Genomic DNA, 14,313 nt, shown 5'->3' with positions numbered 1-14,313 from the left:
CGGTCGACGGCATCACTCCGACGGGGCGCGGCCACGGACGACTGTCTGCTCGTGGGCGGGGAAGATTGCGCCGACGGTCTCGAGACCCTCGCGGTCGGTGAGGAGGTCCCGGAGTTCGGCCTCGTAGTCGGCGCGGGGAACGTCCTCGCTCGGCCCGACCTGCACGTCCAGGGTGGCGTCGACGAGACGGTCGATTGCGCCACGGCCGAACCCGGTGAGCGGCGCGAGGTAGTCGACGCCGTGGCGATCCTCGAGGCTCCGGGCTGTCGCGCGGTCGATGGCTGGAACCCGGTCGTCGCGGCGGGTGCCGTCGGCGACGGCGGTCACGTCCAGTTCGGCGGCGCGTTCGAGGGCGTGTTCGTGGACCATCTGGATTCCGTTGCGCGGGTAGCCGTCGGCGAGCATTCGGTCGACTGCGTCGGCGGCGACGGTCGGGTCGAGATCGAGCCGGCGAAAGGGAAAGCCGAGGCGGTCGGCCGCCCGGCGGCCGTGCTGCCAGTCCGAACTGATCCCGAAGGTGCCGGTGACGAGTGTCACGTCGTAGAACCGGTCGAGCGAGAGCGCCGCGAGCGCCGAATCCTTCCCGCCGCTGAACAGAAGGGCGACGTCCACTATCGACGCCGGATGTCGAAGCTCTTGTCGGGCGTCAGTTCCTTCAGCAGTTTCCGCATCTGGTCCTCGTCGATGCGGTCTTGGATGCGACCGCTTCGGGCGAGAGCGACGACCTGCTGTTCGGCCTGCTCGGCCACCTCGGGTTTCGACATCTGGACGGCGTTGAGTCGCTGGCGCGCGCCGTCGGTGAGGTGCTGTTTCAGGAGCGCCTGCTTCTGGGCCTCGGCCTGCTGTTGGGCGGCCTGCTGGGCCTCGGCTCGGTCGCCGCCGGCGCCGCCTTCTTGGGCCTGGTCTTTGAGTTCCTGCATCTTCTGCTGGCGAAGCTCTTCGAGTCGTTTGTCGTCGGGGTTGCCACTCATGGGTACGGATTCCGTCGAAGCGGTGAAAACGATTTCGGACGTACGGACTACGCGTACTTCTCGAGGTCCGGCCGGTCGAGCTCAGCGAGAACGTCCGCAGCCACCTCGTCGAGGAAGCTCTGTCCCTCGGGCGTGGCGACGCGCCCCTCGCCCTGTGCGGTCGAGACCAGATCCTCGTCCGCGAGCTGCTGGAGGATGGTTCGGATGATCTTCTTGCTACCGGCCTCGGAGTGAGCAGCGGCGACGCGGTAGCGCGTCGAGCCCTGCTTGTGGTCGCCGTAAGCCGTCGAGAGCCGGTCGACGCCGACGGGGCCGTCGATGGCGACTTTCCGGAGTAGGCTCGCCGCGCGGGTGGCCCAGAAGTCGTCCTGCTGGGGTGGGAGCTCCTTGCTGGAGCCGGTCTTGGCGTAGTTGACCCAGCCGGGTTCCTCGATGCGGTCGGCGAGTCGGTCGGCGAGCTCGTCGATGAGCGCGTCGGCCGGCACGTCGTAGAGGGTTACCATTGGCGCAGGGTTCCCGCGGACGGCGTTTAAACCCATCGTATTAGGCGCGTGAGAGGGCAGAGCGGAGCTGGAGAGCACCGCCGGTGACCTACAGGGCGCTCGACGACCGAAGGCCGACGGCGCCGGTCACGAGGCCGCCGAGCACCGTCGGCGTCCAGTAGACCATCCCCCGGAAGATGACGACGGCGGCGAGCGCGATGGGTTCGGAGACCGACGGGAGCGGCGCCGCCACGAGGAGGACGACGAGCACGCTCTCGATGCCGCCGGCGCCACCGGGGAGCGGCGTCACACCCGCGATAGCGCCGATGGGGACGACGAAGAGCGCGACGGAGAGGGGGATGGGAGTGCCGATGGCCTGGAACGCGAGCCAGAGTCCGAGCATCTGACAGAACCAGCCGATCGAAGAGAGTGCGAGCGCGACGGCGAGGCCGCGCGGGTTGGCCGCGACGCGCTCGATGGCGCGGAAGAAGCCGTTGATCCGGTGCTCGATGCCGCCGACGGTGGGCACCGGGACCCGGGGCAGGTGTGTCGTCACCCGACGCACGACGGGCGTCACGACGCCGACCATCTTCGCTTCGAGTTGGTAACGGCGCTGCCAGCCGAGGTAGACGAGCGCGGGGACACCGACGGCGAGGCCGACGACCGCGACGAGCGCGAGTTCGAGTCGTCGGTTCGTGCCGAGAGCCACCTCGGTGACGAAGTAGCCGACGCCGACGAGCGCGATGGTGATGGAGGGGACGAAGTTGAGCGTGTCGACGCTCGCGATGGCGGCCAGCCCCGTCTCGTACTCGGTGTCGGCCACCCGGGAGATGAGCAGGGCGGTGATGGGTTCGCCGCCGGCCTGCCCGAAGGGAGTGACGTTGTTGGAGAACATCGCCCCGGTGAACACGAACAGCGCCTCGGGCACCGTCAGCGACACGCCGAGGACGTCGAGGACGACCCGGAGGGCGAACCCCCACGCAGCCAGCCATCCGAGCGTCGCGAGGAAGACGAGTCCGACGAGTTGCAGGTCGGCGCCGCCGAGCGTCGAGAGCAGGTCGTCGACGCCGGCGAGCGAAAAGAGGACGGCGAAGACGACGAGCGCCCCGGCGAAGCCGAGTACGGTCGCCCGAACGCGTCCGCCTGCCATAGTTCGTTCGAGGGAGAGCCGACGCATTAACCCACCGGACTCGGCATCGTGGCTTTTTATTTCGCCACCGCGAACGCCGGCCATGGACGAACGGAGCGCGCTGGCCGCCCTCGCCGAGACGGTCGGCGGTGCGGGCGACGACGCGGCAGTGATCGACGGGTTGGTCCTGACGACGGATATGCTCCACGAACGGACGGACTTCCCCGCGGGGGTGAGCCGGTACACGGCCGGGTGGCGGAGCATCGGCGCCTCGCTGTCCGACGTGGCGGCGATGGGCGGCGCGGCGACGGCTGCCGTCGCCGCCTACGGCGCCCCCGAGTTCGTCCCCGAGGAACTCGACGCGTTCGTCGACGGCGCGACGGACGTCTGCGAGGCGGTCGACGCCCGATACGTGGGGGGTGATCTCGACCACCACGACGAGTTCACCGTCGCCGGCGCCGTCGTCGGCCGGGTCGACGACCCCGTCTACCGACACGGCGCCGCCCCCGGCGACGGCGTCTACGTGACCGGCACGCTCGGCCGAACCGCCGCCGCGATCCGCGAGTTCGAGGCCGAAAACGCGGACCGGGGGAACACGCTCTTTCGGTTCGAACCCCGGGTTGCGGCCGGTCGGGCGCTCGCGCCCGTCGCCACCGCGATGATGGACTCCTCGGACGGGCTGGCGCGCTCGCTCCACCAGCTCGCGGCGGCGAGCGACTGCGGCTTCGAGGTGTCGTGGGACCGCTTCCCGGTCGATTCGAGCGTCGACGCCGTCGCCGACGGCGAGGCGGACCGCCGGGAACTGGCGGCGTTTTTCGGCGAGGACTTCGAACTCGTGTTCACGGCACCCGACGAGGAGGTGGCCGCGGTACGGGCGTCGCTTCCGGTGCAGGTGACGCGAATCGGGCGGGCCATCGAGGACGGCGTCGTCGCCGACGGCGAGCCGCTACCGGACCGTGGCTACAGCCACTAGCCGAGAAGCTGGATGGGCACCAGCAGGAAACAGAGGGCGCCGAGGGCGAAGGTGACGAGGCCGACGACCTGACGTTTCCAGCCGAGCGGCGTCTCGTCGGCTGGGTTCGCCGGCCCGTTGTACGCGATGATCGTCGCGAACAGACCCCAGACGGCCCACAGGCCGACCGACTCGTTGAAGCCGAGGTTGCGGACGTAGTAGAGATACGCCGCCAGGGAAAACAACGCCAGCGGCACCAGCGAGGCGACCGTCTCTTGGCGACGCCCGAGCATCGCCCGCACCATGTGCCCGCCGTCGAGTTGTCCGACCGGGAGCAGGTTGAGGACGGTGAAGAACATCCCGACCCAGCCGCCGATGATGACCGGGTGGACCGTCCTGGTCGGGTCGGCGTAGCTGGTCGGTTGGCCGAGCGCCCGGGCGATCAGGTCGAGCAGGGGCGGGTTGTTGAAGATGATGACCTGCCCGGAGGCGTTCACGACGCTCGGTGGAATCCGCATCGGGTCGAGCGAGAGGCCGATGGCCGTCACGACGATGGTGGCGGCGAGACCGGCGAGCGGGCCGGCAACGCCGATGTCGAACAGGGTCTTCCGGTCTGGCATCTGCCCGCGCATCCGGATGATCGCCCCGAGGGTCCCGAACGGAACGATGAACGGGATGAGGTAGGGCAGGGACACGTCGACGCCGTGGTAGCGTCCGATCAGGTAATGGCCCAGTTCGTGCGTCGTCAACACGCCGAGCACCGCGGCGGTGAAGGGCCACGCCCGAAGGGCGAGCAGCGGGTTGGACGCGAGTTCGGCCGGGGGAATGTAGTACCACGCCACCGCGCCGACGAGCAGCGTCGAGAGCACCGTCGCCACGAAGAGAGTGAGGTTCGTCCACGGAATCCCGTCGATGCGGCCGTCCGCGGGCGTCGCGACGACGACGGTTTCCCACGGCTCCCGCCCCGCCTCTAGCTCCAGCCGGTAGCCGGCCCGCCGGAACGGCTCTCGGAGTTCGTCGACCAGCGACCGTTTCGGGACCAGCGGCTCACCGTAGTAGCGAAGGCTGTCGCCGTCGCGGTCGGTTTCGCGGACGTAAAAGACCGCTTCGAGGGCCTCTGACGGCGGCCCACCGGGTCCGTCCATTACCGCCAGCTACGGCGCTCAACGGTATAAAACCCGTGACAGCGGTCGAAAAGCGGGACGGCGGAATGCGGGGCGGCGCGTGGCGCAGCGGGGACGGAGGCGCGATCAGACGGCTTCGATTCGCCACGTGGTCGCGCTCGTGTACGACCACTTCTCGACGGTGAGGTCGGAGGCCGAATCGCGGAGTTTGACCATCAGGGCGCCGATCTCCTTGGGCGAGAGGTCGACCTCGTCCGCGATGAACTTGCTCTTGAAGTATAGTTCACCGTCCTGCGCCTTCGAGTGCAGGTACTGCTTGAGCCGCTCCTCTTTGGAGGCACTGTCGTCGGAGTCGGTGGAGGGGTCTGCGGTTGCGCTCATTTGTGTTCGCCTCGATCACTCGTACAGCCCGGAGGATGTTATAAAGGGAGGAACGTTCGGAGCAGTTCGGGCAGTTTTACCCTCTCCGCGCGATCCACAAAACATTTAAAACGTTTTACGAAGCCGCGAGACCTTTTACGAACGCTTTTGAAAATTCGTTTCCTCCAAAACTTGTTTGGAATATAGTGGCGGCGGGTGGGGCGGTCGTTCCGCAGTTCAGGCCTTCTCGTGGATCCAGAACTCCTCGTCGGTCGTGGACTCCTTCTTGAAGATGGGCACTTCGTCCTTGAGGCGGTTGATGCCGTCCTCGACGGTGCGGAAGGCCTCCTCGCGGTGACCCGCGAGCACGACGACGAACACGATGTCCTCGCCCTCGCCGATAACGCCCGTTTTGTGGTGCATTAGCACCTCGAACACCCCGTCGCGCGACTCGAGTTCGTTCCGGATGATCCGCATCCGATCGGCGGCGACGCCCTCGTACTTCTCGAACTCCAGATGCGTGGTTGGGGCGTCGTCCTCGCCGTCTTTCACGCGGACGCGTCCGGTGAACGTGGCGATGGCGCCGGACCGTTCCGCCAGCGGCGACGCCTTGGCCCGGTCGACGAGGGCTTCGAGCGTGACGCGGGGGTCGAGGTCGGCGACGACCTCGAGGATCGGGTCGAGGTCGGTCTCGGCGGCCTCGGAGACGGCGTGGACGGGGTCGCCGGCCGACTCGGCGTCGCCAACGGCGACCGTCGGGAGGTGGGCGTTCTCGAAGCCGACGGTCAGGGCGTAGTCGTAATCCGGGGTCAGCGAGTCCAAGAGGCCGTCGAGCGTCCGTCCGTCGCCGGCGCCGAGCCACGATCCGTCGTCGGAGAGGCCGTAGGCCGCGCCGGCGTCGGTGTCGCGGGCGGCCGTCTCCGGAAGGGTCTCCACGGTCGCGACGCGGCCATCGAGTCGGGGGACGAGTCGGTCGGCCAGTTCTACGGCACCGGGGCCGACGATGTTGAGTGTCTGCATACGTCGAGAAGCGGACGTGGACTCTTAATTGTGACTCGACGGTGCGAACCGGGGGCACGCGGACGACTCACGCACGGTGGACGCTTGACAACCCTTAAGCCGGCCTCGCGGCTACCGGACGGATAATGCGAGTCGTGATCTCTATCGGCGGGAGCGTCCTCGCGCCGGACCTCGACGCCGACCGCGTCGCGGGCCACGCGTCGGCGGTCGAGAGTCTCGTCGACGAGGGCTGCGAGGTCGGCACGGTCGTCGGGGGTGGCGGCGTCGCCCGTGAGTATATCCGGACGGCGCGCCAACTCGGCGCCAACGAAGTACAGTTGGACCAGTTCGGTATCGACGTGACGCGACTCAACGCCCGCCTGCTGATCGCGGCGCTCGACGGACTCTCCGCACCCTCGCCGGCCCACGATTACGAGGATGCGGGCGAGGCGTTACGACGGAACGACGTGCCCGTCATGGGTGGGGTCATGCCGGGCCAGACCACCGACGCGGTGGCGGCGGCGCTCGCGGAGTACGTCGACGCCGACCTGCTGGTCTACGCCACGAGCGTCGACGGCGTGTTCAGCGCCGACCCCGCCACCGACCCCGAGGCGGAGCAGTACGGCCGGCTCACGGGGGCGGAGCTCGTCGACCTGATCGCGCCGATGAGCCGCGGTGCCGGCGCCTCGGCCCCGGTCGACCTGCTGGCGGCGAAGCTCATCGAGCGCTCGAAGATGCGGACCATCGTCATCGACGGCACGGACCCAGAACGGATCGAGACGGCAGTCCTCCACGGTGAACACACCGGAACCGACGTGGTGCCCGAGGGCTGTGACCGTGACCCGGATGGCTGGGATCGATGAGCGACCACAACGCCTTCTGGGCCGACGACGTCGCCGACGAAATCGAGGCTCGTGATCCCGACGACCCCGTCGTCATCAAGGGCGGTGTCTCGCCGTCCGGCGTCCCGCACCTTGGTCACTTCAACGAGATCATGCGGGGCTACTTCGTCGCCAGCGTGCTCCGGGAGCGCGGTCACGAGGTGCGGCAGGTGTTCACGAGCGACGACCGCGACGCCTTGCGAGCGGTGCCGCGACGACTGGCCGACGCGGACTGGAATCTGGTCGGCCTCGGTGAGGTCGACGCCGGCGCCTTGGGGCGCAACCTCGGCAAGCCGTACACGGATATCCCCGACCCCTTCGGCGAGAGCGACTCCTACGGTGCCCACTTCACCGACCTCCTGGCACGGAGCGCCGAGGCCGTCGGCGTCCCCGTCGAGATGGTGTCGAACACCGACCTCTACGACTCCGGCGAGTTCGAGACGGTCACCCGCGAAGTGCTCGAAAAGCGTGACCTCGCCCGCGAAGTCCTCGCCGAGTACCAGGGCGGCGTCGGCGAGGACTACGTCCCCTTCATGCCACGGTGTTCCGAGTGTGGCCGCCTCACGCAGGACGTGCGCGGGGTCGACCTCGAGTCGGGAGAAGTCTCCTACGTCTGTTCGGGGCTCGACGCCGGCGGCGACCACATCGACGGCTGTGGTCACGAGGGTATCGCCACGCTCCGGGAGGGCAAACTCCCGTGGCGCTTCGAGTGGCCCGCCCAGTGGAAGGTCCTCGGCGTCGACTTCGAACCCTTCGGGAAGGACCACGCGGAGGGGTCGTGGCCGAGCGGCGAGGAAATCGCGCGCCGCGTCCTCGACATCCAGCCTCCGGTCCCCATGACCTACGAGTGGTTCACGCTCGACGGCGAACCGCTCTCCTCCTCCGCCGGCAACGTCGTCACCGTCGAGGAGGTGCTCGACCTCCTCGAGCCCGAGGTGCTTCGCTACTTCTTCGTGCGCAACCCGAAGCGGGCCAAGGACTTCGACCGCGAGCGGATCGACCTGCTGGTCGACGAGTTCGACCGGTTCGAGCGGGTCTACTTCGGCGAGGAGACGGACGAGGATCTGAAGCCAATCGCGGACCGCGCCTATCCCTTCCTCGTCGACGAAGTCCGGGAGGAACGGGTGCGCCTGCCCTACACCTTCGCCGCTGTCCTCGGCATGACCGACGACCGGGACCTGCGGGTGCGTATGGCCCGCAATCAGGGCTTCTTCGGCGACGACACCCCCGAGTGGGCCGTCGAGGCGGCGCTCTCCCGGGTCGAACGGGCGCGAACCTGGGCCGAGCGGATGGACAACGCGTACAACTACCGTCTGCAGGCCGATCTGCCCGAGACGGACTTCGATCCGGCCGTGGCCGCCGCCCTGGACGACCTCGCGGACTTCGTAGCCGAGGGTCACGACGGCGAGGAGATTCAAGGCCAGATGTACGAGACGGCTCGTGAACACGGGATCGAGGTTGGCGACTTCTTCGCCGCGGGCTACCGGCTCTTCTTCGACGACACGGAGGGCCCACGGCTCGGGGAGTTCCTCGGCGAACTCGACGAGTCGTTCGTGGTGAAGCGACTGCGGCGCGAGGGATAGGACGGCTCCTGCCGAGGAGACGACTGAGTGAAGCGGACGTTTGACCGTCGAGAAGACACTTATCCGAACCCCTCGTCGCGGTCGGTATGGTTCATTGCCCGGAGTGTGACGGCGAAATCGCCGAGGAATCGGACGTGGAGTTCGTCGACCTGGACTCGACGATGGCCGGACTGTTCAGGTCCTCGAAGCGGTTCTACGTCGTCGCGTGTAGCGACTGCGGCGCCGCCATCGGTAGCGGCGTGGCCGGCGGCGGCGGTTAGTCCTTCCAGTCCGGATCGGTCCGGGGCGGACTGAAGATGTCGACGCCCTCGAACGGTTCGTCGCCCCGGTTCTCGACGCCGTGCGGTTCGCCGCCGGGGATGACGTAGGTGTCGCCGGCGCCGACGACCCGTTCCTCGCCGTCGACGATGAAGACGACTTCACCGCGAGTGGCGAAACCGGCCTGTTCGTGTGGGTGGCTGTGTTCGGGCACCGTCGCGCCGGCGTCGATGGTGTACCCCTGCACGCTCATCTTCTCGCCCGACGCCAACTGGGAGAGATGGACGTCGGGGACGGCTTCTGTCGTCTCCGCGTCGTCGCTGGATCGGATCTCCATACACGTCCGAGGAACCCGAGTGGGCTTAAATCTCCGTCCCCTCCACCCGCACTTCGTCGCCCTCGCTCACCCCGTCGGCGGCGCCCGCGGGGAGTTCGATCACCGTATCGGAGGGGGCGCGTCCCAGACCGGTCCAGGCCGAGAGGCGGGCGACGCGTTCGACCCGCCCGTCGCGGAGCCAGACGGCGTCGATGTCGAAGGGGACGGCGACCATGTGGAGCGTCCGGGCCGCGACGCCGTCGAAGGGAAAGACGAGGGCGTCGCCGGGGAACGAGCGGCGGAACATGAGGCCGCGGGCCTTCGCGAGGAGGGAGTCGGCGACGGCGGCGTCGGCGGCGAGGACCCGGTCGTCGCCGTCGGCGGGACGGTGGACGACCCGGGCCACTAGAGCCGCCCGGAGGCGGTCGGGTTCACTCGGTCGGTTCGGGACGATCCGGTCGAGGTGTCGTCCAGCGAGTCGGCGATACCGGTGAAGGCGGCGACGCCCGCCGTGGCCGCAGCGGCCGTGACGACGACGCCGACGGCGAGTTCGACGGCCGGGGAGAGCAGGGCGGTGAGGGTGGCGACGACGACGAGGGCGAGGGGAACGGCCACGACGGCGAGGGCAATGGCGGCGATGCGGGCACGGTTGCCACGGGCCCGCGTCCACGTCCGGTCGACGGCCGTCGCGATGGACTCCCCGTCGGTGGCGACGGCGACGAACACCAGCGGCAGGTGGACGAGGACGACGAGTCCGGGGACGACGAGGGCGGCGAGACCGATCCCGGCGGCGACGACGCCGACGACGGCGACGACGATAGCGCGTCCGTAGGCGAACACCGTCTCGACGGGCGTCTCGCCGCCGCCGAGGGCGTCGGTGTCGGGGGCGAACACCCGCGCCATCGCCGCGAGGACGGCGACGCCGGCGACGCCGGCAGCGACGAGGCCGCCGACGGCCCCGAGGGTGGTCAGGGGGAGCGTGAGGTCGTAGACGACCTGCATCCGGGCCGCCAGCCCGGACCGGACGAGGAGGGTGTTGAACAAGACGTTCCACGCGGCGTCGACGGCCAGCAGTGCGACGACGAGGACGGCGAGGCGTGAGCCGACGCCGTCGAGACCACGACCGCCTGACGAGTCCTGGAGGGTCATCGTCCGTTGCTGTGCGGCGACGACGACCTATATGTTTTTATCTAAATTTGATATGTGTCTGACGCGCGTCGCACAGAGCCACTCGAACGCTCGAAATCGAGCTGTTCGCGTCTCACGCGCGTCTGACAGCATCGATACGTTTTACTGCTCCGAAACCCGATGGCCGGTCATGGATCGACGCGCCTTCCTCGTCGCCCTGACCCCCTTCGTGGCCGGTTGCTTCGGCGGACAGCCGAGCGACTCGAACGCCACGGCGACGGCTTCCCCCACTGAGACGCCCGAACCGACGCCCACCGAGACGCCCGAACCGACGGCCACGCCGACGGCGACGGCGACGCCCGAACCCGAGGCGTCGTCGGAGGCGGCCCAGCAGATCGGCGAGGCGAGAGATCAACTCACCGAGGCCGTCTACGTCTACACCGGCGGCGTCACCGACGACCTCCTGTCGGTGACGGCCGAAACCGAGTCGTTCAGGGCACGGGACGTACTCCTGAGCCTCGACGGGATCCAGCGAGCACTCGTCGAAGCCGACTCGGAGGCGACGACCGAGGAGCAGCGAGCGACGGTCGAGTCGCTGGATACGATGCAGCGCTTCCTCACGCAGGCGACCGACGCCCAGTCGTGGCTCATCGACGGCCACGACGCACTCTCCGAGGCGTACTCCCACATGGACGACAACGACCTCGACGCCGCCGAGGACGACGTCGAACGCGTCGAGACGGCCGCCGAGGAGGTGTCGGAGCCGACGGGGATCCTCGAAGAGGAGATGGACGTCGACGCGGCGAGCGTGGTCGATGTAGTCGGCGAGAACGAATACGAGGAGAAGGTATCGCAGTTGGTCGAGGAGGCGGACGTACTCTCCTCGCTCGGGGACGCCGCAGCCGACCTCCGGAACGGTATCTCGATGGTCGTCCGAGCGCGGGACGAGGTCGACGACGACCGAACCGACCGGGCCGCCGACACGGCGGATCGGGCGTACGACGTCCTGAACGACGTCGAAGACCGCGTCGACGACCTCCTCGACGATTTCCCGGAGCGCGCCGACGCGTTCGAGGACGTGGCCGACGACATGCGCTATCTCGCCTCCCGACAGGCGGACGACGCGGACACCATCTACGAGCAGTACTCGTAGTCTCCGATCGGTGGCCCTGTGGCTCCGTGTCACAAACGGCGATTTGAGCCATCGTGAGGGTTTTGCTCGGCGGCACCGAGCACCCAAGTATGGACTCCGACGACCGTGGCTGTCCGAAATGCGGCCACAGCGAGACCGACGTGGGGAAAATCTCCACGACCGGGGGCGGCCTCAGCAAGATGTTCGACATCCAGACCAACTCCTTCCGAGTGGTGTCGTGTGTCAACTGCGGTTACTCGGAACTCTACCGCGACACTGGGTCCCGGGGCGGGGACATCGTCGACGTGTTTCTCGGGTGAATGGCCGGGGGTGCCGAACTTCTCGTCCTCCTGTTCGGCCTGGCCGCGCCGCTGGTGCTGTACTGGTTGGTCCGGCCGGAACACGAGGACCGCGAGGTGATGGATCGGACGGCGGCCGAACGGGCCGCGCGCCGGGACCTGTCGGACGAGGGGGACGACCGGCCACGGAAGCGTGACCGCGGCCGGCGCTGACGACGACATCCGTTTTATACCCTCCCGAACCGGTTCGGGAATTCGGCACACCGTTGTCGACCGCCGAGAACCGTCGAGCAAGGCTTGTCCCGTGCAGACGGACGAGTACTCGTTATGACGAACCACGTTGGTGCACCCGGAACGAAGCTCTCGCGTCGGCAGTTCATCGCGGCGACCGGTTCGGCGGGGACGCTCGGTCTGGCGGGGTGTGCCGCGCCGACCAACACGAACCCCTCGAGTGCGGAAGCCGCGACGGCGGCCCAGGGGTCGGCGTCGACGCTCCCGGGAGCGGCGAAACCGCAGGTCGTGGACGTGACCGAACAGCGCAATCGAGTGACGCTCCGGGCGGTCACGTCGACGCTTCCGGTCCACCCGGGGAGCGCGATGGGCGGACCGGTCGAGTTGCCCCGGGTCTGGGCCTGGCAGGCCGACGACCGTTCGCCGAGCGTCCCCGGTCCCATCATTCGGACGACGGAAGGGGAGGACGTCGAGGTGACCCTCGACAACACCGACGCCGACATGCCCCACACCGTTCACTTCCACGGTGTCCGCAAGACGTGGGAGAACGACGGCGTCCCGACGACGACGGGGATGACGGTGATGCCCGGCGAGAAACACACCTACGAGATTCCGGCGAACGTGCCGGGGACGCACCTCTATCACTGTCACTACCAGACCCACCGGCACATCGACATGGGGATGTACGGCATCTTCCGGGTCGATCCGAAGGGGTACGAACCGGCCGACCAGGAACTGTTCATGACGGTGAAGGAGTGGGACTCCCGACTCAATCGGCAGATGGCGGGCGAGGACGTGAGCTACAGCCCCCGGAACCGGCAGCCCGACGTGTTCACGATCAACGGTCGCTCGGCGCCACGGACGCTGCATCCCGAAGACGGCTCGCCGGTGCTCGTCTCACGGGGCGACACCGTTCGGGTGCACTTCGCCAACAACGGCTACATGAACCACCCGATGCACACCCACAACCACCGGTTCCGGGTGGTCGAGAAGGACGGCTCGCGGATTCCCGACGTCGCCCAGTACGAACAGGACGTCCTCAACATGGCGCCGGCCGAACGCAAGACCATCGAGTTCGAGGCCGACGCGGACCCCGGCATCTACCTCATGCACTGTCACAAGGTCAGCCACGCGATGAACGGGAACTCCTACCCCGGCGGGATGGTCGGCGCCATCGTCTACGAGTCGGTCATGGACACGGACATCTTCGGCCAGTTGATGGAGTACGCGGGATACGAGCCGTAGTCGGGACACGTTCATGTCCGTCGGGGCCGACCACCCCGCCATGGAGCGGACGCCCACGGGGACCCCCGTCGGGGTGGACGACCCCTACGACCACGCCGCCCGCTGCGACCATCTGACTTCGGACGGCCGCTGCCGGTTCGCCCTCGAACGCGCCGGCGACGACCCCGAGTTCGCCGCCGCCCGCCGCGAGGACGGGTACGACTGCGTCGTCGCCGGCGACGCCGAGTGGTGCGACTGCCCCCACTACCGCTCGACGACCGACGGCCGCGAGTGTCGACGCTGCGGACTCGAGGAGGTGCGGATGGCCCACGGCGCCACCCGTCCCTTGCTGGAGGAACACCACCTGTCCTACGGCGGGAGTGGGGACGGCGACGACCCGGCCCACGAACTCACGGTCGCGCTGTGTCGCTGGTGTCACGCGAAGGTCCACGCGGGGTGGGCACGGATCGACGACGACGCCGGTCCCGACGCCGAGGCCATCGCCGCCCGCGAAGAGCGCCGGAGCAAGGAGCGGAGGGAGTTCGGATTCTCGACGGCTGCGGAACGGGACGGGCGGGAGTGAGCCGGTTCCGGTCACCTTTTACGCGCTACCCGACTATCCCGCGGTAATGACTCGGATCGTCGTCGTCGACAACCACGGCCAGTTCACGCACCTGGAGCGCCGGGCGCTCCGTGACGCGGGCGTGGACACCGACATCGTCGACAACACCACGCCCCCGGCCGACCTCGACGCTGACGGCCTCGTCCTCTCGGGCGGCCCGGACATGGATCGCATCGGACGCTGTACGGAGTATCTCGACCTCGACGTCCCGGTTCTCGGCATCTGTCTCGGGATGCAGATCATGGCCGCGGAACTCGACGGAGCGGTCGGCGCCGGCGACTACGGCGGCTACGCCGACGTCGACGTTCGGATCGTCGACGACGAGGATCCGCTGGTGGGGTCGCTCGCCCCCGAGACGCGGGTGTGGGCGAGTCACGCCGACGAGGTGACCGAACTGCCCACGGGATTTACCCACACCGCGACCAGCGACGTCTGCGATATCGAGGCGATGAGCGACACGGCTCGGGAACTCTACGGCGTCCAGTGGCACCCCGAAGTCGCCCACACTGCGGAGGGCGAGGAAGTGTTCGAGAACTTCATCGCCCGCTGTCGGTGAGCGGGGTACCGTAAGTCGGCGTCGACGGGTCGCCGGAACGACAGGGCGACCCGCCGGGGAACGGGC

20 protein-coding genes are annotated in these 14,313 nt (G+C 68.4%); 10 read left to right on the top strand and 10 right to left on the bottom strand.

Features of this window, described 5'->3' with window-relative positions; genetic code table 11:
* Positions 1-12: 12 nt before the first annotated feature.
* The 4 genes from V8686_RS01760 to V8686_RS01745 form a co-directional block, all read right to left on the bottom strand.
* A complete protein-coding gene (locus V8686_RS01760; protein WP_379702224.1) occupies positions 13-612 on the bottom strand; it encodes a DUF7411 family protein in 600 nt (199 codons plus the stop codon).
* Positions 612-971, bottom strand: a complete 360-nt coding sequence (locus V8686_RS01755) for a DNA-binding protein (protein ID WP_379702222.1) — start codon at positions 969-971, stop codon at positions 612-614. The genes V8686_RS01760 and V8686_RS01755 overlap by 1 nt, the downstream gene beginning before the upstream one ends.
* Before the next feature lie 47 nt (positions 972-1,018).
* Complete coding sequence (locus tag V8686_RS01750; RefSeq protein ID WP_379702220.1) at positions 1,019-1,474, bottom strand: 30S ribosomal protein S19e; 456 nt, start codon at positions 1,472-1,474, stop codon at positions 1,019-1,021.
* 88 nt (positions 1,475-1,562) lie between these two features.
* Positions 1,563-2,603: a lysylphosphatidylglycerol synthase transmembrane domain-containing protein gene (locus V8686_RS01745; protein ID WP_379702218.1), complete on the bottom strand. Its 1,041-nt coding sequence runs from the start codon at positions 2,601-2,603 to the stop codon at positions 1,563-1,565.
* An 82-nt stretch (positions 2,604-2,685) separates the two neighbouring features.
* Here V8686_RS01745 and thiL point away from each other — a divergent pair, with 82 nt between their 5' ends.
* Positions 2,686-3,555, top strand: a complete 870-nt coding sequence (thiL, locus tag V8686_RS01740) for a thiamine-phosphate kinase (RefSeq protein WP_379702216.1) — start codon at positions 2,686-2,688, stop codon at positions 3,553-3,555.
* Here thiL and V8686_RS01735 read toward each other — a convergent pair.
* The 3 genes from V8686_RS01735 to V8686_RS01725 all read right to left on the bottom strand — a co-directional run bounded on the left by V8686_RS01735 (position 3,552) and on the right by V8686_RS01725 (position 6,038).
* Complete coding sequence (locus tag V8686_RS01735; protein ID WP_379706427.1) at positions 3,552-4,688, bottom strand: site-2 protease family protein; 1,137 nt, start codon at positions 4,686-4,688, stop codon at positions 3,552-3,554. The two genes, thiL and V8686_RS01735, sit on opposite strands and share 4 nt — an antisense overlap.
* A 96-nt stretch (positions 4,689-4,784) precedes the next feature.
* Complete coding sequence (locus tag V8686_RS01730; RefSeq protein ID WP_379702215.1) at positions 4,785-5,039, bottom strand: DUF7123 family protein; 255 nt, start codon at positions 5,037-5,039, stop codon at positions 4,785-4,787.
* Between the two features lie 216 nt (positions 5,040-5,255).
* Entirely contained in the window at positions 5,256-6,038 is a 783-nt protein-coding gene (locus V8686_RS01725) for a molybdopterin synthase (RefSeq protein WP_379702213.1), read from the bottom strand.
* A 125-nt stretch (positions 6,039-6,163) separates the two neighbouring features.
* Here V8686_RS01725 and pyrH point away from each other — a divergent pair, with 125 nt between their 5' ends.
* The 3 genes from pyrH to V8686_RS01710 all read left to right on the top strand — a co-directional run bounded on the left by pyrH (position 6,164) and on the right by V8686_RS01710 (position 8,741).
* Complete coding sequence (gene pyrH / locus V8686_RS01720) at positions 6,164-6,880, top strand: UMP kinase (RefSeq protein WP_379702212.1); 717 nt, start codon at positions 6,164-6,166, stop codon at positions 6,878-6,880.
* A complete protein-coding gene (gene lysS, locus V8686_RS01715) occupies positions 6,877-8,481 on the top strand; it encodes a lysine--tRNA ligase (RefSeq protein ID WP_379702211.1) in 1,605 nt (534 codons plus the stop codon). The genes pyrH and lysS overlap by 4 nt, the downstream gene beginning before the upstream one ends.
* Before the next feature lie 86 nt (positions 8,482-8,567).
* The gene (locus V8686_RS01710) at positions 8,568-8,741 is read left to right on the top strand and encodes a hypothetical protein (protein WP_379702210.1); all 174 of its coding nucleotides are present in this window, start codon (positions 8,568-8,570) and stop codon (positions 8,739-8,741) included.
* On the opposite strand, the gene V8686_RS01705 is transcribed toward V8686_RS01710, so the two are convergent.
* From V8686_RS01705 to V8686_RS01695, 3 genes are read right to left on the bottom strand one after another with little or no spacing between them, the layout of a single operon-like run.
* Positions 8,738-9,076, bottom strand: coding sequence for a cupin domain-containing protein (locus V8686_RS01705; protein WP_379702209.1), 339 nt, complete (start codon positions 9,074-9,076; stop codon positions 8,738-8,740). The two genes, V8686_RS01710 and V8686_RS01705, sit on opposite strands and share 4 nt — an antisense overlap.
* 25 nt (positions 9,077-9,101) lie before the next feature.
* The gene (locus V8686_RS01700) at positions 9,102-9,461 is read right to left on the bottom strand and encodes a DUF192 domain-containing protein (protein ID WP_379702208.1); all 360 of its coding nucleotides are present in this window, start codon (positions 9,459-9,461) and stop codon (positions 9,102-9,104) included.
* Entirely contained in the window at positions 9,461-10,204 is a 744-nt protein-coding gene (locus V8686_RS01695; RefSeq protein WP_379702206.1) for a hypothetical protein, read from the bottom strand. Before V8686_RS01695 ends, V8686_RS01700 begins: the two co-directional genes overlap by 1 nt.
* 169 nt (positions 10,205-10,373) lie before the next feature.
* Between V8686_RS01695 and V8686_RS01690 the strand changes: the two genes are divergently transcribed.
* The 6 genes from V8686_RS01690 to V8686_RS01665 all read left to right on the top strand — a co-directional run bounded on the left by V8686_RS01690 (position 10,374) and on the right by V8686_RS01665 (position 14,247).
* Positions 10,374-11,336: a hypothetical protein gene (locus tag V8686_RS01690; RefSeq protein ID WP_379702205.1), complete on the top strand. Its 963-nt coding sequence runs from the start codon at positions 10,374-10,376 to the stop codon at positions 11,334-11,336.
* 89 nt (positions 11,337-11,425) lie between these two features.
* Positions 11,426-11,635, top strand: coding sequence for a zinc ribbon domain-containing protein (locus tag V8686_RS01685; protein ID WP_379702203.1), 210 nt, complete (start codon positions 11,426-11,428; stop codon positions 11,633-11,635).
* On the top strand, positions 11,636-11,827 hold the full coding sequence (locus V8686_RS01680) for a hypothetical protein (RefSeq protein WP_379702201.1): 192 nt from the start codon (positions 11,636-11,638) through the stop codon (positions 11,825-11,827).
* A gap of 114 nt (positions 11,828-11,941) precedes the next feature.
* On the top strand, positions 11,942-13,090 hold the full coding sequence (locus V8686_RS01675; protein ID WP_379702200.1) for a multicopper oxidase domain-containing protein: 1,149 nt from the start codon (positions 11,942-11,944) through the stop codon (positions 13,088-13,090).
* A 40-nt stretch (positions 13,091-13,130) separates the two neighbouring features.
* Complete coding sequence (locus V8686_RS01670) at positions 13,131-13,652, top strand: DUF7097 family protein (protein ID WP_379702198.1); 522 nt, start codon at positions 13,131-13,133, stop codon at positions 13,650-13,652.
* A 46-nt stretch (positions 13,653-13,698) separates the two neighbouring features.
* The gene (locus V8686_RS01665) at positions 13,699-14,247 is read left to right on the top strand and encodes a GMP synthase subunit A (RefSeq protein WP_379702197.1); all 549 of its coding nucleotides are present in this window, start codon (positions 13,699-13,701) and stop codon (positions 14,245-14,247) included.
* Positions 14,248-14,313 lie beyond the last annotated feature (66 nt).

Origin of the sequence: Haloplanus litoreus (genome assembly GCF_045690335.1) — an archaeon.
In the GTDB taxonomy this organism is placed as follows: domain Archaea; phylum Halobacteriota; class Halobacteria; order Halobacteriales; family Haloferacaceae; genus Haloplanus; species Haloplanus litoreus.
The sequence above is the reverse complement of the archived record's forward strand: the minus strand, read 5'-3'. Positions and strand labels throughout refer to the sequence as shown.